Source organism: Nocardioides conyzicola (assembly GCF_039543825.1).
Classification (GTDB): domain Bacteria; phylum Actinomycetota; class Actinomycetes; order Propionibacteriales; family Nocardioidaceae; genus Nocardioides; species Nocardioides conyzicola.
Genome location: NZ_BAABKM010000004.1, coordinates 13,149 through 36,209 on the forward strand (window position 1 = coordinate 13,149; position 23,061 = coordinate 36,209).

Genomic DNA, 23,061 nt, shown 5'->3' on the forward strand with positions numbered 1-23,061 from the left:
TTGCTGGTCCAGACCACCGTGTCGGATTCCGGGGCCCCAGACAAGTCCGCAGGTCAGCCCCGGCGTGTCGGACTTCTGGCACGCTGTGCGTCATGACGACCTCGGACACCCCGCGCGGGAGCGCACGACGCATCGACCTGACCAAGATGGGGGAGGGCCGGTACAAGGCGACCAACGCCCGCGGGGGAGTGCTGCCGGTGGGGTCGGGCGACGACCCCGACTTCACCCCGGTGGAGCTGCTCCTGGCGGCGCTGGCCGGTTGCGGCGCGATCGACGTCGACCTGATCACCGGCAAGCGGGCGGAGGCGACGACGTTCAACGTGGTCGCCGAGGGCCACAAGATCCGCGACGACCAGGGCAACCGGCTCGTCGACCTGCGGGTCACCTTCGACATCGGCTTCCCCGAGGGCCCGGAGGGGGACGCCGCGCGCGAGGCGCTGCCGCGCTCGATCGAGCAGACCCGCGACCGGCTCTGCACGGTCGGGCGGACCATCAAGGTCGGCGCCGACATCACCTACGGCGAGGCTTGAGGTGGCGAAGGCGGACCACTGGGTCGCCGACCTGCCCCAGACCGGTCGGCGGTTCGTCGTCACCGGCGGCAGCGGCGGCCTCGGGCTCGAGACGGCACGGGTCCTGGCCGCCAACGGTGCGGACGTGGTGCTCGCCGTCCGCAACGTCGCGAAGGGCGCGGCCGCGGCCGCGACGCTGACGGGCTCGGTCGAGGTACGCCGCCTCGACGTCGCCGACCTGTCCTCCGTGCGGGAGTTCGCCGCGGAGATCGGGCCGGTCGACGTGCTGATCAACAACGCCGGCGTGCTGGCCGTGCCCTACGCCCTGACCGTCGACGGCTTCGAGACCCAGCTGGCGACCAACCACCTCGGCCACTTCGCCCTGGCCAACCTGATGCTGCCCCAGATCAGCGACCGCGTGGTCGCGATCTCCTCCGACAGCCACCGGCTCGCCAAGCTCGACCTCACCGACCTCAACTGGGAGCGCCGGCCCTACAAGGGATTCACGGCGTACACGACCTCCAAGCTCGCCAACCTGCTCTTCACGGCGGAGCTCCAACGACGGCTCACCCAGACGGGGTCGACCCTGCGCTCCGTCGCCGCGCACCCCGGGTCGACGGCGACCTCGATCACCGGCAACACCGGCAACGGGTTCAAGACCTGGGTCGGCTCGTGGGGCCACAAGATCGCCGGGATGTCGGTCGAGAAGGGCGCGCTCAGCTCGCTCTACGCCGCCACCATGGACATCCCCGGCAACAGCTTCATCGGGCCCGACGGGTTCAAGGAGATGAGCGGGTGGCCGACCGGGGTGGCCCGCAGCCGTGACGCCGTCGACCCCGACCTCGCGAAGGGACTCTGGGAGCGCTCGGAGGAGCTGACGGGCGTGCGGTTCCCGCTGCCGGTCGCCCCCACCGAGTGATCAGTCGGCGACGGTGACCTTGCTGATGTCGACCGGGGTGGTCGGGTGGCCGTCGCCGTCGCCGAACGCGTTGTCGGTCCCGGCCTCGGCGACCTTCTCGACGACCTTGACGCTGGCGTCGTCGATCTGACCGAAGACGGTGTACGCCGGCGGGAGCTTGGTGTCGCCGTACACGACGAAGAACTGCGAGCCGTTGGTGCTCGGCCCGGCGTTGGCCATCGCGAGCGTGCCGGCCGGGTAGTCGATGGCCCCGTCGGCGCCGGCCTTCGGCAGCGCCTCGAGCTCGTCGTCGAAGGAGTAGCCGGGACCGCCCGAGCCGGTGCCGGTCGGGTCCCCGCACTGCAGGACGGCGATGCCGGACGTGGTCAGCCGGTGGCAGCTGGTGCCGTCGAAGTAGCCCTGCTGGGCGAGCGCCACGAACGAGTTGACCGTGCACGGCGCCGCGTCGGCGTCGAGCTCGGCGTCCAGGTCGCCGGCGCTCGTCGCGATCGTGACGCCGACCTTCCCGGTCTGGGTCGCCGTCGCCGGAGGCGGGTCGACCTTCTTGGCCGGTGAGCTGCCGTCGTCGGTGTAGTCGCACGACACACCCGTCGTCGGCGCGGAGTCCGACGCCTTGCCGGAGTCGGAGTCGGAGCCGGAGCACCCGGCGAGGGCGAGGGCGGCGACGACCGTGAGGCCGGCGAGTCCGGTCAGAGAGCGGGTGCGCATGGCGACGATGGTAGGGCCCTCACCCGTTGCGGCCGCGTGCGGCCACCGGCCACGGGACGAGGGGACCACCGTCGTCCGCCCACAGGGTGTCGGCGAGGTTCACCGCCGCGCAGACGTGGTTGGGCACGACGTCGACGAGCGACCCGAGCGGGGGCAGCGCGCCGCCGACGAGGTCGACGACGGCATGGTGCTCGGAGAGCTGGACCACCCGGGCGTCGGGGTGGTCGGGCAGCCGCCCCCAGCCCGAGGCGTACGCCGCACGGTCGGCCCCGAGCGCCTTGCTCCCGCTGTCGAGCACCATCCGGCCCCCGGCGTGACTGACCACGGTGGCCCGGCAGGTCAGGGCGATCGAGCCCGGGTCCGTCGTCCCGAGCTCCCACTGCTGGGCGTCGCCGAAGACGTAGACGCCCGGCCGGAGCTCGGTGAGCTGGTCGGTGTGGCTGTGCGCGAGCGTGGGGGTGGAGCCGCCGCTGACGACGTCGGGTTCGAGCCCCACGTCGCGGAAGGACGTGACCGCGGCCCGCAGTGCCCGGGCCTCGTCGTCGGCGGCGGTCGTCATCGCGTCGGGGGAGTAGCCGTGACCCGGGAACGTGAACACCCCGCGCACCGTGAGGCCCGCCTCGGCAGCGGCCGCGGCCACCGCACCCGCGTCGGCGCCCGCGACCCCACTGCGGTGCTGGCCCGAGTCGACCTCGACCAGGACGGCCACCCCGGTGCCCTCGAGCAGCGACCCGGCGCGCTGCGCGGCGGCCACGGAGTCCACCCCGATGGCCAGGTCGGCCCGGTCGGCGAGGTCGCGGATCCGCCGCGCCACGGCATCGGAGAGCCACAGGGGGTAGGCGACGAAGAGGTCCTCGACGCCGTGCTCCACGAACACCTCGGCCTCGCCGACCGTCGCGACGGTCAGGCCGATCGCCCCGGCCTCGAGCTGAAGGCGCGCGATCTCGGGCGACTTGTGGGTCTTGGCGTGCGGCCGCAGGGAGACCCCGGCCGCGGCGGCGCGCTCGGCCACCGAGGTGATCGCAGACCGGACGCGCGCGACGTCGACCCGCAGGTACGGCGTCGCCGGGCTCTCGGGGCTCACATCTCCTCGTGCGTGTCCGGGTCGCCACCGAAGAGGCGTCCGTCGGACCGTCCGAGGGCGGTGATCGCGGCGACCTCGTCGTCGCTCAGCTCGAAGCCGAAGACGTCCAGGTTGGCGCGTTGCCGCTCGGGCGTCGCCGACTTCGGGATCGGGACCGACCCGAGCTGCACCTGCCAGCGCAGGATCACCTGTCCGGGCGTGACCCCGTGCGCCGCGGCGGCGTCGGCCACCGCCGGCTCGGCGAACGGGGCCTGCCGCTTGCCCAGCGGGCTCCACGACTCGGTCTGGATGCCGCGCTCCGCGTTGACCGCGCGCATGTCGACCTGGGGGAAGTAGGGGTGCAGCTCGATCTGGTTGACGGCCGGGGTCACGCCGGTCTCGCCGATGATCCGGTCGAGGTGGGCAGCGGCGAAGTTGGAGACGCCGATGGTGCGCACCAGCCCCTGCTCGCGCAGGTCGACCAGGGCCCGCCACGCCTCGGCGTACTTGTCGACGCTCGGGTTGGGCCAGTGCACGAGGTGCAGGTCGATGTAGTCGAGGCCGAGCCGTTCCAGCGACCCGTGCACGCTGGCGATCGCGTCGTCGTACCCGTGGTGGCGGCCGGGGATCTTGCTCGCGACCAGCAGCTCCTCGCGAGGCAGTCCGGAGACGCGGACCGCCTCGCCGACCTCCTGCTCGTTGCCGTAGTTCACCGCGGTGTCGAGCAGCCGGTAGCCGGCCTCGATCGCCGAGACGATCCCGGAGACCGCCTCGTCGTCCTTGAGGGGATACGTGCCGAAGCCGATCGCGGGCAGGGTGGAGCCGTCGTTGAGGGTGCGGGTCGGGATCGCCATGCGACCAAGGTATCTAGTCGGTCACGTCGTCCGGCGTGGCCTCGTGGCCGGGGAGGCCGTCGGTGCGCCGGTCCTCCTTCATCTCGGCCTCGAACAGGTGGCGGCGGCCGCCGGCGAGCTCGTCGCGGGCCCGCCGCTCGAGGTCGCGGAAGGACGCGTAGTAGCCGTCGTCGTACTCCTCGACCACCTGGAAGCTCCACCGGCCGGCCAGGATGTTGCGCCCGACCAGCTCCTCGTCGATCCGGTCGGCGAGCTCGGCGTGCCCCGCCTCGCGGAGCAGGTCGACGGACTCGCCGAGCGTCAGGTCGGCCGTGCCGCACCGCCGGTGGAAGGCGTAGAGCAGACCGCGTGCCTCCTCGACGACCTCCAACGCCTCGGACAGCTTGCCCAGCGCCTCGACGCTGGCGTCGTCGACGCCGTCGGGCCGCTGGTGGTCCGGGTCAGGCCCGCTCATCGGCTCACCCGCCGAGGACGTCGCCCGCCGACACGGAGCCGTGCTGGGTCTCGATGGCGTCGGCGAGCTGCTGGACCTCGGCGTCGGAGACCTCGACCCCCACCTCGGCGAGGCCGTCGCGGAGCTCCTTGGCGACCGTGCCCTCCGGAGCACCGTCCTGGTAGGAGGAGACGCGGTCGACGACCGCCTGGACTGCTTCGATGCGCTCGTTGCTCATGCCCAGCGCGTACCCAGTCCCCGCCTCGCACACGCGCCTCCGGCAGGCTGGACCCGTGAGCACCTCCGACGTCGTGTCCTCGATCTGGGCGGACGTCAGCGGCACGCAGCAGCCGCTGGGGGACAGGGGAGTGGTGCTGACCGCGGCGGTCGCCGTGCTGCTCGTGGCCGTGCCGGCCGGGTGGGGCATCAGCCGGCACGTCGTGACGATCGCGCACGAGGGCGCGCACGGGGTCGCGGCGCTGCTCACGGGCCGCTCGCTCCAGGGCATCCGGCTGCACTCCGACACGTCCGGCCTCACCGTCTCCCGCGGCCGACCGAGCGGACCGGGCATGGTCGCGACCGCGTTCGCCGGGTACATCGGACCGGCCCTGCTGGGCCTCGGCGCGGCGTACCTCCTCGGGCGGCAGCACGCGCTCGCCGTGTTGTGGCTGGCGGTCCTGCTGCTGGCGCTGCTGCTCCTGCAGATCCGCAACTTCTTCGGCCTGTACGTCGTGGCCCTGGCCGGTGTCGCGGTCGCCGCGGTGAGCTGGTGGGGGACCGGGCAGGTGCAGACGGTCGCGGCGTACGTCGGCACCTGGTTCCTGCTGGTCGCCGCGCCCCGTCCGGTGCTCGAGCTCCAGCAGCTGCGTCGACGCGGTCGGGCGCGGACGTCCGACGCCGACGTGCTGGCCCGCCTGACGCGCGTGCCGGGGCTGGTCTGGGTCGCCGTCTTCCTCGCCGCCACCCTCGGCTGCCTGGTCGTCGGCGGACGGTGGTTGTGGCTCGCGGCGTAGTGTCGAAATCGTGCGCATCGGAATCCACTACGCCAACTTCACCCACCCCGACTGGCAGACCAGCCTCGCCGACCGGCTGACGGAGACCGCGCGGGTCGCCGACCAGGGTGGCGCCTCGCTGTTCACCGTCATGGACCACTGGTTCCAGATGGAGAACCTCGGTGGACCGGCCGAGCCGATGCTCGAGGGCTACACGACCCTCGGCTACCTCGCCGCGGTGACGGAGAACGTGCGGCTGAGCCTGCTGGTGACCGGCACGACGTACCGCTACCCCGGTCTGCTCGCCAAGATCGTCACGACCCTCGACGTGCTGTCGCAGGGCCGGGCGACCCTCGGCATCGGCGCCGCGTGGTACGACCGCGAGCACGAGGGCCTGGGCGTGGTCTTCCCGTCCACGAGCGACCGCTTCGAGTGGCTGGAGGAGGCGCTGCAGATCTGTCAGCAGATGTGGAGCGACAACGACGGGCCGTACGAGGGGAAGCACTTCCAGCTCGCCGAGACGGTCTGCGTGCCGCCGCCGGTGCAGCAGCCGCACCCGCCGATCCTGATCGGCGGCAGCGGCGAGAAGAAGACGCTGCGCCTGGTGGCCCAGTACGCCGACGCCTGCAACCTCTTCGGCGAGAGCCCGGACGTCGTCCGCCACAAGCTCGAGGTGCTCCGTGGGCACTGCGACGCGCTCGGCCGCGACTACGACGCGATCGAGAAGACGATGATCACGATGGGCACCGACCCGGTGGCCGAGACCGACGCCTTCCTGTCGTCGATGGAGGAGTACGCCGCGCTCGGCATCTCCCTCGTCACGCTGGTGCCGCCGACGGACGACCCGGTCGGGTGGACCACTTCGGTCTGCGCGGACGTGGTGCCGCGGCTCGCGACGATCTAGAGGACCACGGTCCCGTACATCTCGCCCAGCGGGTCCGAGATCAGCTCCAGGCGCGCGCCGTCGGGGTCGCGGAAGTAGATCGAGCTGCCGGACTCGGCGACGTACTCCACGCCGGCGGCGTCGAGCTTGTCCTTGAGGTGCTGCCAGCGCTCGGGCTCCACGGAGATGCAGACGTGGTGCAGGCCGCCGAGCACCTCGGCGTACGGCCCGACGTCGAGTCCGGGGAAGTCGAAGAACGCGAGCAGGTTGTCGTTGCCGATGTCGAAGAAGAAGTGGTTGGAGCCGGGATAGTCGCGGTTCTCGAAGATCTCCGTCAGCGGGAACTCGAGCAGTTCCTGGTAGAACCGCACGGTGCGCTCCACGTCGGCGCAGACGATCGCGAAGTGGTGCAGCCCGCGGGCCGAGGACGCCGGCCGGCTCTCCTCGGGCGCGAGGTACGTCGTACGGATCCGTTCGCGCTCGGCGTTGATGCGGTCCAGGTCGACGTCAGCCATGGGCAGGACGGTACTCCCAGATTCAACCTCCGTCGGGTACGTCGGCGAAGGTGGCCGGGCGGTGCAGCCAGCCGGCGTGCCCGCGCGGCCACATGACGGCCGCCACCCGGCCGACCACCAGGTCCTCGTCGACGAACTCGTCGCCGGGCACGCAGGCCGTGTCGTCGGGGGAGCACAGGTGGTAGCTCGAGTCGGCCGAGTGGTAGCGGTTGTCGCCCATCACGAAGATGTTGCCGTCCGGCACCGGGCCGGCCGTCCAGTCGCAGTCGCCCGGACCCTCAGGGCCCCGGCAGGGTGAGGTCGTCGGCTGGTTGACGTAGTCGTCCTCGTCCAGCGGCTGCCCGTTGACGCTGATCCGGCCCTCGGAGTCGCAGCAGACGATGGTGTCGCCGGCGACGCCGATAACGCGCTTCACCAGGTGACCACCGGCGGGGTAGAGGCCGATCTTGGACAGGCCGGTCGTGACCGGCCCGGGTGGGCCGGCCTCCTCGGCGGGGAGCCAGTCACCCGGGTCCTCGAACACCACCACGTCGCCGCGCTGGGGAGTGCCGTCGAACCAGTACGACGGCTTCTCGACCATGATGCGGTCGTTCTTGACCAGTCCCGGAACCATCGACGGTGACGGGATGTAGAAGGCCTGCACGAAGAACGTCTTCAGCAGGACCGCCACGACGATCGCGATCACGACGAGCAACAGCGTCTCCTGCCACAGCGGCCGGTGCTTCTTCGCCGGCTTCTTCGCCGGCTTGCTCGCCGGTGGCCTCTCCGCCGTGGTCTCGTCTCCCGAGGTCGTCACAGGCGCGAGCCTAGGCTGCGCTCCGGGCACACGCCGCTATGTACCCTTGCGGTTACGTACCATGATGGGTACATTTGCCTGATGGACGCGGTGCTGCAGGCCCTGGCCGATCCCAGCCGGCGCACGGTGCTGGAGATCCTGCGTGACCACCCGGCCACGGCCGGAGAGCTGGCCGACGCGCTCCCGATCGCCCGCCCCGGCGTGTCCCGGCACCTGCGGGTCCTGCGGGAGGCGGGGCTGGTCGACGTCGAGCAGGACGCGCAACGCCGGATCTACCGCCTCCGGCCGGAGGCGCTGGTCGAGGTCGACGACTGGCTGGGGGAGTACCGCGCGCTCTGGGAGCACCGGCTCGACGCCCTGCACACCGAGATCGCACGAGGGAAGAGGACGAGGACATGAGGATCATCGGGACCATGCGGGCGCTCGACGCGACCACGGGGGCGGTGCGCGTCGAGGACGTCTACGCCACCGACATCGACGACCTGTGGCAGGCGTGCACGACACCGGAGCGGCTCGCCCGCTGGATCGCCGAGGTCTCCGGCGACCTCCGGCTGGGCGGCACCATCCACGCCAGCTTCGTGAGCACGTGGACGGGCGCCGGGCGGATCGAGGTGTGCGAGCCGCCGTACCACCTGCTGCTCACCATGGAGCCCGGGACCGAGGACGAGGCGCAGATCGAGGCGTGGCTCGCCGAGGAGGGCGCCGGGACGAGGCTCGTCGTGGAGGAGCGCGGCCTGCCGCTCGACCGTCTGTACTTCCACGGCGCCGGGTGGCAGGCGCACCTCGAGGACCTCGACCGCATGCTGGCTGGTGACGTGTCTGCCTGGCGCGAGCGCTGGGACGAGCTCACGCCGTCCTACCGCGAGATGGCGGTCGACTGATGTCGGACCGCATCGCCCTGAGTGGGGTGACCGTCAACGCGCCCGACGCGCTGGTCCTGGCGCGGTTCTACGCCGAGCTGACCGACGGGGTCGCCCGAGGCGGTTCGCACTGGGCGACCGTGACGGGTCCTCACGGATCCCTGGCGTTCCAGCAGGTCGCCGACTTCCGCCCGCCGGTCTGGCCCGACGGCGACGTCCCGATGCAGCTGCACCTCGACTTCCTCGTCGACGACCTGGACGCCACCGGCGCCCGCGCGGTCGCTGCCGGCGCGACCCTGCTCGAGTTCCAGCCGAACTCTGACCACTGCTTCGTGTACACCGACCCGGTCGGTCACCCGTTCTGCCTGTCGACCTGGGGTCTGCCGACGCTCTCCGAGGACGTCGCGGAGGAGGAGTAGCAGGGGCCTCGTTTCCGTATTACTTGACATAATGTCAGTTATCGGCGATGCATTCACGCTCAGGAAACCCCTTCCGGCCAGAACTACACCGGTGTCGGGGCTACCGAGCGGGCGGTACCACCGCCAGTCCGGTGCCGAACGCGCACGCGACCCCGGCGGGCGTCGCCTCAGGAGCCGACGTACGCCGCCAGGTGCTCGCCGGTGAGCGTCGACCTGGCGGAGACGAGGTCGGTCGGCGTGCCCTCGAAGACCACCCGGCCGCCGTCGTGGCCAGCCCCGGGCCCGAGGTCGATGATCCAGTCGGCGTGCGCCATCACGGCCTGGTGGTGCTCGATCACGATGACCGACTTGCCGCCGTCGACGAGCCGGTCGAGCAGGCCGAGAAGGTGCTCGACGTCGGCGAGGTGCAGCCCGGTGGTGGGCTCGTCCAGGACGTAGACGCCACCCTTTTCCCCCATGCTCATGGCCAGCTTCAGCCGCTGGCGCTCGCCACCGGAGAGCGCGGTCAGCGGCTGGCCGAGCCGGAGGTAGCCGAGTCCCACGTCCTCGAGCCGCGCCAGGATCGCGGCCGCGGCCGGCGTCCTCGCCTCGCCGTCGGCGAAGAACGCGTGCGCCTCGGCGACGGGCAGGTCGAGCACCTCGGCGATGGTGAGGCCGCCGAACCGCAGCTCGAGCACCGCCGCCTGGAAGCGCTTGCCGCCGCAGTCCTCGCACGGGGTCGCGACGGTCTCCATGAAGCTGAGCTCGGTGTAGATCATCCCGTTGCCCTTGCAGGTCGGGCAGGCGCCCTCGGAGTTGGCCGAGAAGAGCGCCGGCTTGACGCCGTTGGCCTTCGCGAAGGCCTTGCGGATCGGCTCGAGCACCCCGGTGTACGTCGCGGGGTTGGACCGCCGCGACCCCCGGATCGCGCCCTGGTCGACGTACACCACGTCCTCCTCAGCCGGGATCGACCCGTGGATCAGGGACGACTTGCCGGACCCGGCGACGCCGGTGACGACGCACAGCACGCCGAGAGGTACGTCGACGTCGACGTCTCGCAGGTTGTGCTCGCTGGCGCCGCGGATCTCCAGCTGCCCGGACGGGGCGCGGACGTCGTCCTTGAGCCGCACCCGGTGGTGGAGGTGCCGGCCGGTGAGGGTGTCGGAGGCGGTCAGCTCGTCGACGGTGCCCTCGAAGCAGACGGTGCCTCCCCCGGTGCCCGCTCCCGGCCCCAGGTCGACGACGTGGTCGGCGATCGCGATCGTCTCCGGCTTGTGCTCGACCACCAGGACCGTGTTGCCCTTGTCGCGCAGCTCGAGCAGCAGGTTGTTCATCCGCGCGATGTCGTGCGGGTGCAGGCCGACGGTCGGCTCGTCGAAGACGTAGGTGACGTCGGTGAGCGACGACCCGAGGGCTCGGACCATCTTGGTGCGCTGGGCCTCGCCCCCGGACAACGTGCCCGACGGCCGATCCAGGGACAGGTAGCCGAGACCGATCTCGACGAACGAGTCGAAGAGGTGCAGCAGTCCCTCCACCAGGGGCGCCACTCCCCCGTCGTCGATGGTGCGCGCCCACGCTGCCGCGTCCACGACCTGCATCGCGCAGACGTCGGCGATGCTGAGCCCGCCGATCAGCGACGACCGGGCCGACTCGTTGAGCCGGGTGCCGTCGCAGACCGGGCAGGTCTTGAAGACCGCGGCCCGCTCGACGAACGCGCGGATGTGGGGCTGCAACGACTCGACGTCCTTGCTGAACATCGACTTGCGGATCTTCGGGATCAGCCCGTCGTAGCTGACGTTGATGCCCTTGGCCTTGATCTTGGTCGTCTGCTTGTAGAGGAGGTCGTTGCGCTCCTTGTCCGTGTAGTCCTTGATCGGCTTGTTCGGATCCACGAAGCCGGACTCGATGTAGGTCGCGACCATCCACCCGTCGGCGGTGTAGCCCGGCACCAGGATGGCGCCGTCGACCAGCGACCTCGACTCGTCGATGATCACCGACAGGTCGAGGTCGGAGATCGTGCCGCGTCCCTCGCACTCGGCGCACATGCCGCCGAGGTAGACCGCGTCCTGGACGATCTTCTTCTCGCCCTTGGGACCGGTCATGACACCGCTGGCCCGGGTGGTGGGGATGTTGAAGGAGAAGGCGGTCGGCCCACCGATGTACGGCGTGCCGAGCCGGCTGAAGAGCGAGCGCAGCAGCGCGTTGGCGTCCGTGACGGTCCCGAGCGTCGAGCGCGGGTTGGCGCCCAGGCGCTCCTGGTCGACCAGGATGGCGGTGGTGAGTCCCTCGAGCGCGTCGACGTCCGGGCGCGGCAGGCTGGGCATGAAGCCCTGCACGAAGGTCGAGTACGTCTCGTCGATCAGCCGGCGTGACTCGGCGGCGATGGTGCCGAAGACCAAGGAGCTCTTGCCCGACCCCGACACCCCGGTGAACGCCGTCAGCCGGCGCTTCGGGATCTCGACGCTGATGTCCTTGAGGTTGTTGACCCGCGCGCCGGTCACCCGGATCAGGTCGTGGCTGTCGGCTCCGTGCATGCGGTGAGGCGCTCCTTCAGTCGTCGGGCAGCGCGGCGAACGCCTTCTTGGTGTCCTTGTACCAGCCCATGCCCTTGATCGGGTGCTTCCAGCGGCCACGCATGTCGTCGTTGGCGGGCACGTGGGCCTCGTCGCCCGCCGCGACCATGTCCTTGAGGTGCTGGTCCTGCTGGTTGATCACGTCGTCGGCCTTCTCGCCCTGGAAGGCCTGGTCGCAGGGACCGCCCATCTGCCGGCACGTCATCGTCTTCATCTCAGGCCACCGCCCGGATCCGCACCATGTTGCCCGCGGGGTCGCGGAACGCGCAGTCGCGCAGGCCGTACGGCTGGTCGATCGGCTCCTGCACCACCTCCGCGCCGCTCGCCTGGACGGCGTCGAACGTGGCGTCGAGGTCGTCGCTGGCCAGGAGGATCCAGCCGTAGGTGCCCTTGGCCATCATGTCTGTGATCATCTGACGCTCGGCGTCGGTGATGCCCGGGTCGACCGCCGGCGGCCCGAGCAGGATCGACGTACCGGGCTGGTCGACGGGCCCGACGGTGATCCAGCGCATCGTGCCGCTGCCGACGTCGGTGCGGACCTCGAAGCCGAGCACGTCGCGGTAGAACGCGACCGAGGCATCGGGGTCCTCGTGCGGGAGGACGGTGGTGTGGATGGTGAGGTTCATGACCGTCACGCTAGGTGCGGGTCGCGGGCGGGCGCTTCTCCATTCCTGATCGATGTGGCACGCACCGGCCTGCTCACCGCCTTGACCACGCACGACGGCACGCCCTGCATCTCGCCGGCGGCCTGGCGGTAGGTGCTCGGCGACATCCCGACCAGCTCGGAGAAGCGGGTGCTGAACGTGCCGAGCGACTGGCAGCCGACCTCGAAGCAGACCTCTGTGACGCTGAGGTCGCCGCGCCGCAGCAGCGCCATCGCTCGCTCGATCCGGCGGGTCATCAGGTAGGAGTACGGCGACTCGCCGTACGCCCGCTTGAACTCCCGGCTCAGGTGCCCCGCGGACATGTGCACGCCCCGGGCCAGCGACTCGACGTCCAACGGCTGCGCGTACTCGCGATCCATCCGGTCGCGCACCCGGCGCAGGAGGGTCAGGTCGCGCAGGCGCTGCTCGTCCGGGCTGCTCACCTTCGAAATTCTGCCACGCCGGATGGATGGCTGCGCGTGGCCCGAACGGGCTAGGCGGATACCCCAGGTCGGGGCATTCGCGCGCAATCCGCCCCAGCCGCGGCGCCCGATGCCTACCGTCGTAGGTGCTTGGACATCCGGGGGGAAGGTAAGCGCCATGTGGGACACCGTCCAGACGAACACCGTGCATCTCTCGCACGACATGCCGTGCCCGCAGTGCGGGCACGCTCCCCACTCCTACCTTGCGTGTGGCGACTCCTGCAGCTGCGTGCCGGCAACTGCTCGGAGCCGGGTCGTCGCCTGAGAGCGGCCTCCGTGCCCTAGGCTTTGCGGCATGGCGACACCCGAGCGACGTACGGCCACCGGCACCCCTGCAGTCTCCACCGGCGCCCCCGCGGCGGCCGGCCCGGTGCCGGTCATGGCACCGTTCGGGTGGCTGCTGATCCTGGTCTCCGGCATCGGCCTGATCCTGGCGAGCTGGCTCCTGTACGGCGCGGAGGCCAGCGGCATGTGGGCCGGCTACCGCGACGGTGTCATCGGCACGACGATCGTGCTGGTGGCGATGGGCCTCAACACCTCGCTGCCCAAGGCGCCGCTGCTGGGCATCTGCGGGCTGGCCGGCATCCTGCTGATCCTGTTCGCGGTGTTCCTCGACAACGAGACCGCCGTCTTCGTCAGCGAGCTGCTCGCCGGCATCGGGCTCCTGCTCGGCGCGGGCCTGTCCGTCTCCGGTCGCCGCAGCTGACCCTGCCCCGCTAGGGCTGGACGAGCACCTTGATCGCTCGTCGCTCGTCCATCGCGCGGTAGCCCTCGGCGACCTCGTCGAGGGGCACCGTGAGGTCGAAGACGATGCCGGGGTCGATCCCCCCGGCCAGGATCCGCTCGAGCAGCTCCGGGATGTACTTGCGCGTCGGCGCCATCCCGCCGGCGAGGCCGATGTTCTGGGTGAACATCCGGCGCACCGGCAGCTCGATGCCGTGCGGAGCACCCACGAAGCCCACCGTGGAGCCGGGTCGCGCGATCTTGAACGCGGTCTGCATCGACTGGTCCGTGCCGACGCACTCCAGCACGGCGTCCGCGCCGATGCCGTCGGTGAGCTCCATGACCGCTTCGACCCCGGCCTGGTCCCGCTCGGCCACGACGGCGGTGGCGCCGAAGGCCCGCGCGATCGCCTGCCGGGGCTCGTGACGCGACATCGCGATCACCTGCTCGGCGCCCTGGAGCGACGCCGCGAGGACCCCGAAGAGCCCGACCGCGCCGTCGCCGATCACCACGGCCGTACCCCCGGGCTGCACGCGGGCCGAGACCGCTGCGTGCCAGCCCGTCGGGAACACGTCGGCGAGCGTGAGCAGCGACGGGACCAGCGCGGGGTCGGGCATCCCGTCGGTCTTCACCAGGCTGCCCTCGGCCTGCGTGACGACGGCGTACTCGGCCTGGCCGCTCTCGGTGAACCCGAGGTTGACGCAGCCCGCCTGGGCGCCCGCGCGACAGTGCGCGCAGGTGTTGTCGCAGTGGTCGAACGGCACGATCACGAAGTCCCCGGGCCGGAACGACGTTACGTCCGCGCCGACCTCCTCCACGACGCCGACGCACTCGTGCCCCATGGTGTCGCCGGGCGTGACCTCGTTGTCGCCGCGGTAGGGCCACAGGTCCGAGCCGCAGATGCACCCGGCGACGATCTTCACGATCGCGTCGGTCGGGGCGGAGATCACCGGGTCGGGTACGTCAGAGACGCGGATGTCTCGGGTACCGTGGATGGTCGTTGCGCGCATGGAGCCATCCTCTCAGGACCGCCGCTCCCCCACCTCGGGGCCCGCGACACCCCGTCAGCCCGGTCAGGTTGCATTACCTCATATATGAGTTACCGTGGTTTGCATGAGTGACGGATACAAGAACCGGATCGGCAACCTGATCCGCGACGCGCGCAAGCACCGCGGTCTGACCCAGCAGCAGCTGGCCGATCTGCTCGGCACCAGCCAGGGCGCGATCCACCGGATCGAGAAGGGTCACCAGAACATGTCCCTGGAGATGCTCGCCCGGATCGGTGCCGCGCTCGACTCCGAGATCGTCGCCGTCGGGGCCGGGCCGACCCACCTGCGGGTGACCGGGCCGACCACGCTCTCCGGCGTCATCGACGTCAAGACCTCCAAGAACGCCGGCGTCGCGCTGCTGTGCGCCACCCTGCTCAACCGCGGGCGGACCACCCTGCGCAAGGTCGCCCGGATCGAGGAGGTCAACCGCCTGCTCGAGGTGCTGACCAGCCTCGGGGTGCAGACGCGGTGGCTCAACGACGACAACGACCTCGAGATCATCCCGCCCAAGCAGCTCGACCTCGACAACATCGACGCCGCCGCGGCTCGCCGTACGCGCTCGATCATCATGTTCCTCGGCCCGCTGCTGCACCGCGAGGACGTCTTCGAGCTGCCGTACGCCGGCGGCTGCGACCTCGGCACGCGCACCGTCGAGCCGCACATGGCCGCGCTGCGGCCCTTCGGCCTGGAGATCAAGGCCACCGACGGGATGTACCACGCGCAGGTCAACCCCGCCGTCGAGCCGAAGCGCCCGATCGTGCTCACCGAGCGCGGCGACACGGTCACCGAGAACGCCCTGATGGCCGCGGCACTGCACCCCGGCACCACCGTCATCCGCAACGCGTCGTCCAACTACATGGTCCAGGACCTGTGCTTCTACCTGCAGCGCCTCGGCGTGGTCGTCGAGGGCATCGGGACCACCACGCTCAGCGTCACCGGCCTCGCCGAGATCGACGTCGACGTCGACTACGCGCCGAGCGAGGACCCCATCGAGGCGATGTCGCTGCTCGCCGCCGCGATCGTGACGAAGTCGTCGATCACGATCCGCCGGGTGCCGATCGAGTTCCTCGAGATCGAGCTGGCGCTGCTCGAGGAGATGGGGCTGCAGTACGACCGCAGCGACGAGTACGTCGCCCTCAACGGCTACACCCGCCTGGTGGACCTCACCACCAAGCCGTCCGAGCTGCACGCGCCGCTCGACAAGATCCACCCGATGCCGTTCCCGGGGCTCAACATCGACAACCTGCCGTTCTTCGCCGTGATCGCCGCCGTCGCCGAGGGGCAGACCCTGCTGCACGACTGGGTCTACGAGAACCGCGCGATCTATCTCACCGACCTCAACAAGCTCGGTGCCCGGGTCAAGCTGCTCGACCCGCACCGGGTGATGATCGAGGGCCCGACGAGCTTCAGCGGCACCGAGCTGGTCTGTCCGCCGGCGCTGCGCCCGGCCGTCGTCATCCTGCTGGCGATGCTCGCCTCGAAGGGCACGTCGGTGCTGCGCTCGACGTACGTCATCCACCGTGGCTACGAGGACCTCGCCGAGCGGCTCAACCTGCTGGGCGCCAACATCGAGACGTTCAGAGACATCTAGCGAAGCGAAGCGGAAATAGATAGGAGCCGAGTCGGCGCTAGTTTCCGATGGCGCGCAGCGCCCGCAGCAGAAACTAGCGCCGACTCGGCGATCGTCCTACGGCCCTTCATCGAGATCCCATCGGTGACCCCAGAGGGCGACCTGAGCGAAGCGGGCTCAGTTGAAGAGCGTCTCCACCCACGACCGGGCGGGCGGCTTGCTGACCGGCGGTGCGGTCATCTCCGGGGTGATCCGCGGCATCGCGGTCGTCTGCTGGGTGGTGTGACGGTGCCAGTCGCTCTCGGCCTCGCTGAGGGCGCCGAGGTCGGACCGGGCGAGGAACACGCCGTGTCCGTCGGGACAGGCGCTGACCGCGCCCTCTCCCAGGGAGGAGCTGATGGCGCGCGTCTCCATCTCCGCGCCGCACCGGGGGCAGGTCAAGGTCTCCATGTCCCGACGCTACCGCTCGCGTGGTGAGGGCGCGCGGACCCTCGCCGGTCGGCGATACTCACGTCGTGACGTCGCAGGGCACCGCACCTCGGACCGGGTTCGCCTATCTCGACCAGGTGCTCGACGGGCGGCGCTCCGTGCTCGCGTTCGCGCACCGCGGCGGGGCCTACCACCCCGAGATCGAGGGGCTCGAGAACACGCTGGCCGCGTTCCGCCACGCCGTCGGGCTCGGCTACGACTACCTCGAGACGGACGTGCACGTGACCCGCGACGGGGTGCTGCTCGCGTTCCACGACTCCGTGCTCGACCGGGTCACCGACCGCCGCGGTGAGATCGCCGCGCTGAGCCTCGCCGAGGTCCGCGAGGCGCTCGTCGGCGGGCGGGAGGCGGTGCCCACGCTGGCCGAGCTCTTCGACGCCTTCCCGGAGGCGCGCTTCAACATCGACCTCAAGTCCGATGGAGCCGTGCCCGCGCTGGCCGCGTTCATCGCGGCCCGCGACGCCTGGGACCGGGTCCTCGTCGGGTCGTTCTCGCGACGGCGTACGGCGCGGTTCCGCGAGCTCACGCAGGGGCGGGTGCCGACCAGCGCGACCCCGGGCCAGATCGCCGCCTTCCGGCTGCTGCCGAGCGCCCGGCTGGCCGCGCTGGCCGCGGGTCGGGGAGCGGCGGCCCTGCAGATCCCGCACCACCGTGGCCGGCTCCGGGTCGCCACCCCGGGCCTGGTCCGTCGGGCGCACGCGGCCGGGCGGCACGTGCACGTCTGGACCGTCGACGACGCCGACGAGATGCAGGTGCTCCTGGACCGGGGCGTCGACGGGCTCTTCACCGACCGCACCGACATACTCAAGGCCGTCCTCGTCGAACGGGGCCAGTGGAGGGAGCCGTCATGACCGCACTCGACCTCGACCCGCAGGACCGGACCCGCGAGCAGCACGCCTGGAACTGGTACGACTGGGCCAACAGCGCGTTCTACACGACCATCCTCACGGTCCTCTTCGCGCCGTACATGATCAGCGTCGCCGGCAAGGCCGCCGGTTGTGTCGACGCGGACGACACCTGCAGCAAGACCGTGGACGTCCTCGGGCTGCACCTGGCCGCGGGGTCGCTGCCGTTCTACCTGACGAGCTTCGCGACCATCGCCAGCGCCTTCCTGCTGCCGGTGGTCGGTGCGTTCGTCGACCGCTCGGGGCGCAAGAAGTGGCACATGGCCGGCTTCGCCTGGGCCGGGTCCTTCTTCGCCGGCCTGCTCTTCCTGATGAAGGGCGACAACTGGCAGATCGGTGCCGTCGTCATCGTGTTGAGCAGCATCCTCGGCGGCTGCTCGCTGGTCAGCTACTACGCGATCCTGGTCGACATCTCGACCGAGGACGAGCGCGACCACGTGTCCTCGCGAGGCTGGGCGTTCGGCTACCTCGGCGGTGGTCTGCTCCTGCTGCTGAACCTGGTCATGGTGCTCGGGCACGACACCTTCGGGCTGTCCAAGGGGATGTCGGTCCGCCTGTCGCTGCTCAGCGCCGCCGTCTGGTGGGCGGGGTTCACGATCATCCCGGTGCTCCGCCTGCGCAACCGGGCGCCCCAGGGCGTCGTGCGCGAGGACGGCGGCCTCTTCGCGCGCAGCTTCGGCCAGCTCTTCACGACCCTGAAGGAGATGCGGGCCTTCCCGATGACGCTGACCTTCCTGGTCGCCTACCTCTTCTACAACGACGGCATCCAGACGGTCATCTACGCGGCGTCGACGTACGGCTCGAAGCAGCTGAAGTTCGGTGACTCGGTGCTCATCGCGACCATCCTGCTGATCCAGTTCGTCGCGTTCGGTGGCGCGCTCTTCTTCGGGCGGCTGGCCGCGAGGTACGGCTCCTACCGCTCGATCCTCTGGGGCGTCTTCGCGTGGATGGTGATCGTCGTCGTCGCGATGTTCCTGCCCGAGAAGAACGTCGCGCTGTTCCTGGTCGTCGGCGTCGCGATCGGCATCGTCCTGGGCGGCACCCAGGCCCTGTCGCGGTCGTTCTTCAGCCTGCTCATCCCCCGTGGTCGTGAGGGTGAGTACTTCGCGCTCTACAACGCCGCCGAGCGCGGTACGTCGTGGTTCGGAACCTTCGTCTTCGGGTTGGTCTTCCAGCTGACCGACTCCTACCGGCCCGCGATCTTCGCCCTGATCGTCTTCTTCCTCCTCGGGGCGTTCTTCCTGCTCCGCCTCGACCCGCGCCGCGGGATCGAGGAGGCCGGCAACCGGGTGCCTGCGGTCGTCTGAGAAGTTCCTGTGAGTGTGGTCATAGCGCCCGATTCCCGGAATCTTGCTCTGACCCCTACCGTTGAACGGATTGAGACCGACGACCGTGGGGTACATCGAAGACAGGCCTGCGCCTGTGCGCGGACCCGTCGGTCTCGGACAGGCACATTCGGGGGACAAGATTCGGGAGGTGGCTCATGGCAGAGCGCACACTGCGTGGAGCGCGGCTCGGGGGCCAAAGCTTCGAGGACGAGCGCGGCATCGAGTTCGCGGCTCGTCAGCAAGTTGGTTTCCGCTGTGCCCAGGGGCACGAGTTCGAGGTGACGATGTCGGTCGAGGCCGACGTCCCCGCCGTGTGGGAGTGCCCGCGCTGCGGTGCCGAGGCGATGAACGTCTCCGGCATCCTGCCCGAGGCCAAGGCTGAGAAGCCGGCCCGCACCCACTGGGACATGCTGCTGGAGCGGCGGTCCGAGAAGGAGCTCGAGGACATCCTCAAGGAGCGGCTCGAGCTGCTCCGGGGCGGCGAGATCGGCCCCGCTCACCTGCACCGCGCCAACCAGAAGAAGCGGAAGGTCTCCTGACCCAGGTCAGACCTCACGCTCTCTCGGCGGCTACTCGTCGTCGATGACCTCGCCCCGGACGACGGGCCCCTCAGCGGGCCCGGGTCCGGGGCGTCGTACGTCCACGGCACTGATCAGCAGCCGCCTGGCCACCGTGGCCGCCAGCACCCGCCGGAAGAACGGACGGGTGAAGGGCAGGATCAGCAGGATCCCGAACGCGTCGGTGATGAACCCCGGCGCCAGCATGAGCGTGCCGCCGACCAGGATGAGCGCACCGTCGGCGATCTCGGTGGCCGGCATCCGGCCGCTCTGCAGCGCCTCGCGCATCGCCCGCCAGGCGCGCCCACCCTCGTGCTTGATCAGCCAGGAGCCCAGGACCGCGTCGAGGAGCAGCAGCAGGATCGTCCAGCCGGCCCCGATGACCTGCCCGACCTGGACCAGGACGTAGATCTCGAGCAGCGGGACGACCACGAAGGCGACGAAGAGCGCTCCCTGCACGAACCGGCGCCGGCGGCTCATCGCGACGACCCCGTCCGGCGCAGCGCCTTGCGGACCTGGTTGCGGCGCTCACGCAGGCCCCAGGTGGTGATCCGCTTGAGCGACTCCGTGGCCACCGAGCCGCTCATCTTCGAGTCGCCCCGGACCCGCTCGACGAACTCGATCGGCACCTCGCGCACGGTGAGGCCCGCCGCCAGGGTGCGCGCGACCATGTCGGTCTGGAAGACGTAGCCGGTGGACTGCACCGCCTCGAGGTCGATCTTCTCCAGCGCGGTGCGGCGGAAGAGCCGGAACCCCGCGGTGGCGTCGCGCACCTTCACGCCGAGAAGCATCCGGACGTAGAGGTTGCCGCCGCGCGAGAGCAGCTCGCGGCGCAGGGGCCAGTTGACCACCGATCCCCCCGGCACCCAGCGCGAGCCGATGACCAGGTCGGCCCCGGCACGCATCGCGTCGAGCAGGCGGTCCAGCTGCTCGGGCTGGTGCGAGCCGTCGGCATCCATCTCCCCGATCACGTCGTACCCGGCCTCCAGGGCGACCCGGAAGCCGTGCAGGTACGCCGCGCCCAGGCCGGCCTTGGCGGTGCGGTGCACCACCCGTACGGCGGGGTCGGCGGCGGCCAGCCCGTCCGCGATCTGCCCGGTGCCGTCGGGCGACCCGTCGTCGACGACGATGACGTCGATCGCGGGCTGGGCGACCCGCAGGCGCTCGACGATCCAGGCCAGGTTCCCGGCCTCGTCGTAGGTCGGGATCACCACGACCACCCGGCCGAGTCCGTCGACGACGCGGGGCTCTGCGGGACTCACCGTTGCCGCCTCTTCACTCGCTCCTGCTCTCGTTCGCTGCGGCGTGACCGGGCGGCACCGCTGCCTCCTCGGCCCGCCGCCTGGTGCGGCTCAGAGGATACGGGACCAGCGCCATCAGGAGGCCCAGCGCGGTCAGGGCGATGCACACCCGCCCCGACCACGGGCCGATCCGGACGGCCGGGGTGATGCCGGTGTCCAGCCCGACGGTCTCGACCAGCGCGGCCTGGGTGCGCGGCTCCGCGCTCGACACCACCGAGCCGTCCGGCGCGATGACGCCCGAGACGCCGTTGGTCGAGGAGACGGCCAGCCACCGACCCGTCTCCACCGCACGCAGCCGAGTGATCGCGAACTGCTGGTCGATCTGGTGGGTGTGGATGAAGGTCGCGTTGCTGGTCTGCACGGTCAGCAGCTGGGCGCCGCGGGACACCTGCCCGTAGATCGCGTCGTCGTACGCCACGTCGAAGCAGATCGAGTCGGCCACCTCCAGCCCGGCGACCCGGAGCGGCTCGAGGCGGGTGCCCGCCACCATGTCGCGCCCGACCATGGTGAGCCGGCCGATCTGGAGGTCGTCGAGGTAGCGGCGGAACGGGATGAACTCGCCGAACACCACGGGGTGGTGCTTGGTGTAGCGGTCCCCCGCGCCGGTGACCGGGTCCCAGACGATGCCCTGGTTGAGGACGTGGGTCGGTCCCGCGTCGACGATCGCGCCGACCAGGATCGGGACCCCGATCGCGTTGCTGGCCGAGAGGATGCCGGCGTTGGTCTGCTGGTCGCGGAAGGGGTCGACGGCGGTGGAGTTCTCGGGCCAGAGGACGAAGTCGGGGCGTGGCTCTCGACCGGCCGCCACGTCCGCCGCCAGCCGGGTGGTCACGTCGACCTGGTTCTGGGTGACCTGGCGGAAGTCGTAGAGGATGTCGTCGCCGTTGCCGGGCACGTCGCCCTGGACCACGGCGACGGTGGCCTCACCCTCGGTGTCGGGCTGCCACGGCACGGCGAGCGGCAGCAGCAGCGCCGCCGCCGCCAGTGCCACGAACGCCCCGGCCGCCACGAGCCGGGCGCGTCCCCGCTCGGCGACGGCCCAGGCCAGCGGCGCACCGCTGAGCGCGAGCACGAAGCTCACGCCGACGGTCCCGATCCACGGGAGGGCGTCGGCCAGCGGCGTGTCGGCGACAGCGAAGGCCAGCCGGCCCCAGGGCATGCCGCTGAACGGCCAGGTGCTGAACCACAGCTCGTTGGTGACCCAGGCGGCCGCGACCCAGAGCGGCCACCACCGGTGCCGTTGCAGCAGGCAGACGGCCAGGCCGAGGACCGCGAAGAAGAGCGACTGCCAGATGGAGAGGCCTATCCAGGCGTCCGTGCCGACGGCGCGCATCCAGTAGAGCAGCACGAACTGGAAGCCGATCCCGAACGCGAGCCCCGGCAGCCAGGCGGCGCGCGCCCGCAGGCCGCGGGTCGTCAGCACCAACCCCGCGACGGCGAACGGGATGACCCACGGGAGGGCCACGGGTTCGAACGCGAGGGAGAGCCCGACGCCGCACGCAAAGGCGACCAGCATCCGGAGCAGCACGAGTCGACGATACCGAGGGCTCCCACGGCAGGGCGTCGATGGGAGGCCCCGGAAGGATCCCGCGCCCTTCGGACCAGTCCGACCTCGACCGGCTGCCGAGACCGTGGCTGTTGTCTAGGGGACACGGGTTCCTTCCGCGTCCGCTCTCGCGGTGGCGAACCGACCTCCGCGAACAAGGTCCGAGGCGTGGTTGGCACCCCACCCTCCGACCCGGCCACTCGGACGTCGGTTCGCCCGCCACGATCTGCATGAGCGGACGGCACACCTTGGACTCGAAGCGCGCCGCCTGTCAACCGCCTGATGACCTGCGCAGACACGCGAATCTGCAGGTCAGACCGGCAGTCTGTACGCCGAGATCAACGCAAAATTTCACCGGCCGTCGGCGTGTCGCTCCGACGCGCCGACGAGTCGCAGCGCGAGGGCGGCGTACTCCGCCGCGAGGGCGTCGAGATCGAGCTCGCCGGCGGGCGTCCACCAACGTGCGACGCCGCTGCACATCTCCAGCAGGGCGCGGCGTACGACGGCCACCGACCCGACCTGGAAGTCGCCCCGGGCGACGCCCTCCTCGAGGACCTCCTGCCACCGTCCCTCGTAGCGGTCGCGCAGCGCGACCACCTCGGCGCGCGCCTCGGCGGAGAGTGCGTTCACCTCGTCGTCGACGACGCGGGTCTGCTCGGGTGCCGTGGCGTGGGTGCGCACGTGCAGCTGCACGAGGGCGACCAGCCGCTCCCCCGGGTCGCCCGTGGCGGAGAGCTCGTCGGCCGCCTCGAGCAGGCCGTCGAGGCTGCTGCGCATGATCGCGACCAGCAGCTCCTCCTTGGTGCCCATGTAGTGGTAGAGCGAGGCCGACGAGAGACCGGCGGCGTCGGCGAGGTGCCGGATGCCGGTGCCGTGGTAGCCGCGCTCGGCGAACAGCGTGAGCGCGGCGGAGCGCACGCGCTCCTCCGTCGACTGCACCACCGCTTGACCCCTCTCACCGGGA

29 protein-coding genes are annotated in these 23,061 nt (G+C 70.9%); 12 read left to right on the top strand and 17 right to left on the bottom strand.

Features of this window, described 5'->3' with window-relative positions; translation table 11 throughout:
* The first annotated feature begins 92 nt into the window (after positions 1–92).
* Entirely contained in the window at positions 93–530 is a 438-nt protein-coding gene (locus ABEA34_RS19875; protein WP_345523292.1) for an OsmC family protein, read from the top strand.
* 1 nt (position 531) lies between these two features.
* Positions 532–1,428, top strand: coding sequence for an oxidoreductase (locus tag ABEA34_RS19880; RefSeq protein ID WP_345523293.1), 897 nt, complete (start codon positions 532–534; stop codon positions 1,426–1,428).
* Here the strand turns inward: ABEA34_RS19880 and ABEA34_RS19885 are convergent, their stop codons facing one another.
* From ABEA34_RS19885 to ABEA34_RS19905, 5 genes are read right to left on the bottom strand one after another with little or no spacing between them, the layout of a single operon-like run.
* On the bottom strand, positions 1,429–2,136 hold the full coding sequence (locus ABEA34_RS19885; RefSeq protein ID WP_345523294.1) for a peptidylprolyl isomerase: 708 nt from the start codon (positions 2,134–2,136) through the stop codon (positions 1,429–1,431).
* A gap of 19 nt (positions 2,137–2,155) precedes the next feature.
* On the bottom strand, positions 2,156–3,220 hold the full coding sequence (locus ABEA34_RS19890) for an alanine racemase (protein ID WP_345523295.1): 1,065 nt from the start codon (positions 3,218–3,220) through the stop codon (positions 2,156–2,158).
* A complete protein-coding gene (locus ABEA34_RS19895; protein WP_345523296.1) occupies positions 3,217–4,053 on the bottom strand; it encodes an aldo/keto reductase in 837 nt (278 codons plus the stop codon). Before ABEA34_RS19895 ends, ABEA34_RS19890 begins: the two co-directional genes overlap by 4 nt.
* Before the next feature lie 13 nt (positions 4,054–4,066).
* On the bottom strand, positions 4,067–4,507 hold the full coding sequence (locus ABEA34_RS19900; protein ID WP_345523298.1) for a hypothetical protein: 441 nt from the start codon (positions 4,505–4,507) through the stop codon (positions 4,067–4,069).
* Positions 4,508–4,511: 4 nt separating this feature from the next.
* Complete coding sequence (locus ABEA34_RS19905; RefSeq protein WP_345523300.1) at positions 4,512–4,724, bottom strand: hypothetical protein; 213 nt, start codon at positions 4,722–4,724, stop codon at positions 4,512–4,514.
* A 55-nt stretch (positions 4,725–4,779) separates the two neighbouring features.
* On the opposite strand from ABEA34_RS19905, the gene ABEA34_RS19910 reads away from it, so the two are divergent.
* A complete protein-coding gene (locus ABEA34_RS19910; RefSeq protein ID WP_345523302.1) occupies positions 4,780–5,499 on the top strand; it encodes a M50 family metallopeptidase in 720 nt (239 codons plus the stop codon).
* Positions 5,500–5,509: 10 nt separating this feature from the next.
* Positions 5,510–6,382: an LLM class F420-dependent oxidoreductase gene (locus ABEA34_RS19915; RefSeq protein ID WP_345523304.1), complete on the top strand. Its 873-nt coding sequence runs from the start codon at positions 5,510–5,512 to the stop codon at positions 6,380–6,382.
* Here ABEA34_RS19915 and ABEA34_RS19920 read toward each other — a convergent pair.
* Positions 6,379–6,876, bottom strand: coding sequence for a VOC family protein (locus tag ABEA34_RS19920; protein ID WP_345523306.1), 498 nt, complete (start codon positions 6,874–6,876; stop codon positions 6,379–6,381). The genes ABEA34_RS19915 and ABEA34_RS19920 overlap by 4 nt on opposite strands.
* Before the next feature lie 22 nt (positions 6,877–6,898).
* Positions 6,899–7,672 (bottom strand): signal peptidase I, encoded by a 774-nt coding sequence (gene lepB, locus ABEA34_RS19925; RefSeq protein WP_345523308.1) that lies wholly within the window; start codon positions 7,670–7,672, stop codon positions 6,899–6,901.
* 81 nt (positions 7,673–7,753) lie between these two features.
* Here lepB and ABEA34_RS19930 point away from each other — a divergent pair, with 81 nt between their 5' ends.
* From ABEA34_RS19930 to ABEA34_RS19940, 3 genes are read left to right on the top strand one after another with little or no spacing between them, the layout of a single operon-like run.
* A complete protein-coding gene (locus ABEA34_RS19930; protein ID WP_345523310.1) occupies positions 7,754–8,071 on the top strand; it encodes an ArsR/SmtB family transcription factor in 318 nt (105 codons plus the stop codon).
* A complete protein-coding gene (locus tag ABEA34_RS19935) occupies positions 8,068–8,553 on the top strand; it encodes an SRPBCC family protein (RefSeq protein WP_345523312.1) in 486 nt (161 codons plus the stop codon). The genes ABEA34_RS19930 and ABEA34_RS19935 overlap by 4 nt, the downstream gene beginning before the upstream one ends.
* Entirely contained in the window at positions 8,553–8,951 is a 399-nt protein-coding gene (locus ABEA34_RS19940; RefSeq protein WP_345523314.1) for a VOC family protein, read from the top strand. The genes ABEA34_RS19935 and ABEA34_RS19940 overlap by 1 nt, the downstream gene beginning before the upstream one ends.
* Before the next feature lie 167 nt (positions 8,952–9,118).
* Here ABEA34_RS19940 and ABEA34_RS19945 read toward each other — a convergent pair whose 3' ends face one another.
* Genes ABEA34_RS19945 through ABEA34_RS19960 form a run of 4 tightly spaced genes read right to left on the bottom strand, consistent with a single transcriptional unit; the run spans position 9,119 to position 12,527 of the window.
* Positions 9,119–11,464, bottom strand: coding sequence for an ATP-binding cassette domain-containing protein (locus tag ABEA34_RS19945; protein ID WP_345523316.1), 2,346 nt, complete (start codon positions 11,462–11,464; stop codon positions 9,119–9,121).
* A 16-nt stretch (positions 11,465–11,480) separates the two neighbouring features.
* Entirely contained in the window at positions 11,481–11,717 is a 237-nt protein-coding gene (locus ABEA34_RS19950) for a hypothetical protein (RefSeq protein ID WP_345523317.1), read from the bottom strand.
* 1 nt (position 11,718) lies between these two features.
* On the bottom strand, positions 11,719–12,129 hold the full coding sequence (locus tag ABEA34_RS19955; protein WP_345523319.1) for a VOC family protein: 411 nt from the start codon (positions 12,127–12,129) through the stop codon (positions 11,719–11,721).
* Between the two features lie 5 nt (positions 12,130–12,134).
* Positions 12,135–12,527, bottom strand: a complete 393-nt coding sequence (locus ABEA34_RS19960; protein ID WP_345523763.1) for a helix-turn-helix transcriptional regulator — start codon at positions 12,525–12,527, stop codon at positions 12,135–12,137.
* Between the two features lie 397 nt (positions 12,528–12,924).
* Between ABEA34_RS19960 and ABEA34_RS19965 the strand changes: the two genes are divergently transcribed.
* Positions 12,925–13,335 (top strand): hypothetical protein, encoded by a 411-nt coding sequence (locus ABEA34_RS19965; RefSeq protein WP_345523321.1) that lies wholly within the window; start codon positions 12,925–12,927, stop codon positions 13,333–13,335.
* A gap of 10 nt (positions 13,336–13,345) precedes the next feature.
* Here the strand turns inward: ABEA34_RS19965 and ABEA34_RS19970 are convergent, their stop codons facing one another.
* Complete coding sequence (locus ABEA34_RS19970) at positions 13,346–14,362, bottom strand: zinc-dependent alcohol dehydrogenase family protein (RefSeq protein WP_345523323.1); 1,017 nt, start codon at positions 14,360–14,362, stop codon at positions 13,346–13,348.
* Positions 14,363–14,465: 103 nt separating this feature from the next.
* Between ABEA34_RS19970 and ABEA34_RS19975 the strand changes: the two genes are divergently transcribed.
* Positions 14,466–15,992: a UDP-N-acetylglucosamine 1-carboxyvinyltransferase gene (locus tag ABEA34_RS19975; protein WP_345523324.1), complete on the top strand. Its 1,527-nt coding sequence runs from the start codon at positions 14,466–14,468 to the stop codon at positions 15,990–15,992.
* 156 nt (positions 15,993–16,148) lie between these two features.
* On the opposite strand, the gene ABEA34_RS19980 is transcribed toward ABEA34_RS19975, so the two are convergent.
* Complete coding sequence (locus tag ABEA34_RS19980) at positions 16,149–16,421, bottom strand: TFIIB-type zinc ribbon-containing protein (protein WP_345523325.1); 273 nt, start codon at positions 16,419–16,421, stop codon at positions 16,149–16,151.
* A gap of 137 nt (positions 16,422–16,558) precedes the next feature.
* Here ABEA34_RS19980 and ABEA34_RS19985 point away from each other — a divergent pair, with 137 nt between their 5' ends.
* From ABEA34_RS19985 to ABEA34_RS19995, 3 genes are all read left to right on the top strand, one after another.
* A complete protein-coding gene (locus ABEA34_RS19985; protein WP_345523764.1) occupies positions 16,559–17,311 on the top strand; it encodes a glycerophosphodiester phosphodiesterase family protein in 753 nt (250 codons plus the stop codon).
* Positions 17,308–18,672, top strand: coding sequence for an MFS transporter (locus ABEA34_RS19990; protein ID WP_345523326.1), 1,365 nt, complete (start codon positions 17,308–17,310; stop codon positions 18,670–18,672). Before ABEA34_RS19985 ends, ABEA34_RS19990 begins: the two co-directional genes overlap by 4 nt.
* Positions 18,673–18,848: 176 nt before the next feature.
* Positions 18,849–19,232, top strand: coding sequence for an RNA polymerase-binding protein RbpA (locus tag ABEA34_RS19995; protein ID WP_345523327.1), 384 nt, complete (start codon positions 18,849–18,851; stop codon positions 19,230–19,232).
* Positions 19,233–19,262: 30 nt separating this feature from the next.
* On the opposite strand, the gene ABEA34_RS20000 is transcribed toward ABEA34_RS19995, so the two are convergent.
* The 4 genes from ABEA34_RS20000 to ABEA34_RS20015 all read right to left on the bottom strand — a co-directional run bounded on the left by ABEA34_RS20000 (position 19,263) and on the right by ABEA34_RS20015 (position 23,039).
* Positions 19,263–19,730 carry an FxsA family protein gene (locus tag ABEA34_RS20000; RefSeq protein WP_345523328.1) on the bottom strand — a complete coding sequence of 156 codons (468 nt, stop codon included), beginning with the start codon at positions 19,728–19,730 and terminating at the stop codon, positions 19,263–19,265.
* Positions 19,727–20,512, bottom strand: coding sequence for a polyprenol monophosphomannose synthase (locus tag ABEA34_RS20005; RefSeq protein ID WP_345523329.1), 786 nt, complete (start codon positions 20,510–20,512; stop codon positions 19,727–19,729). The genes ABEA34_RS20000 and ABEA34_RS20005 overlap by 4 nt, the downstream gene beginning before the upstream one ends.
* Before the next feature lie 13 nt (positions 20,513–20,525).
* Complete coding sequence (lnt, locus tag ABEA34_RS20010) at positions 20,526–22,079, bottom strand: apolipoprotein N-acyltransferase (RefSeq protein ID WP_345523330.1); 1,554 nt, start codon at positions 22,077–22,079, stop codon at positions 20,526–20,528.
* Between the two features lie 369 nt (positions 22,080–22,448).
* Positions 22,449–23,039: a TetR/AcrR family transcriptional regulator gene (locus ABEA34_RS20015; protein WP_345523331.1), complete on the bottom strand. Its 591-nt coding sequence runs from the start codon at positions 23,037–23,039 to the stop codon at positions 22,449–22,451.
* Between the last annotated feature and the right edge of the window lie 22 nt (positions 23,040–23,061).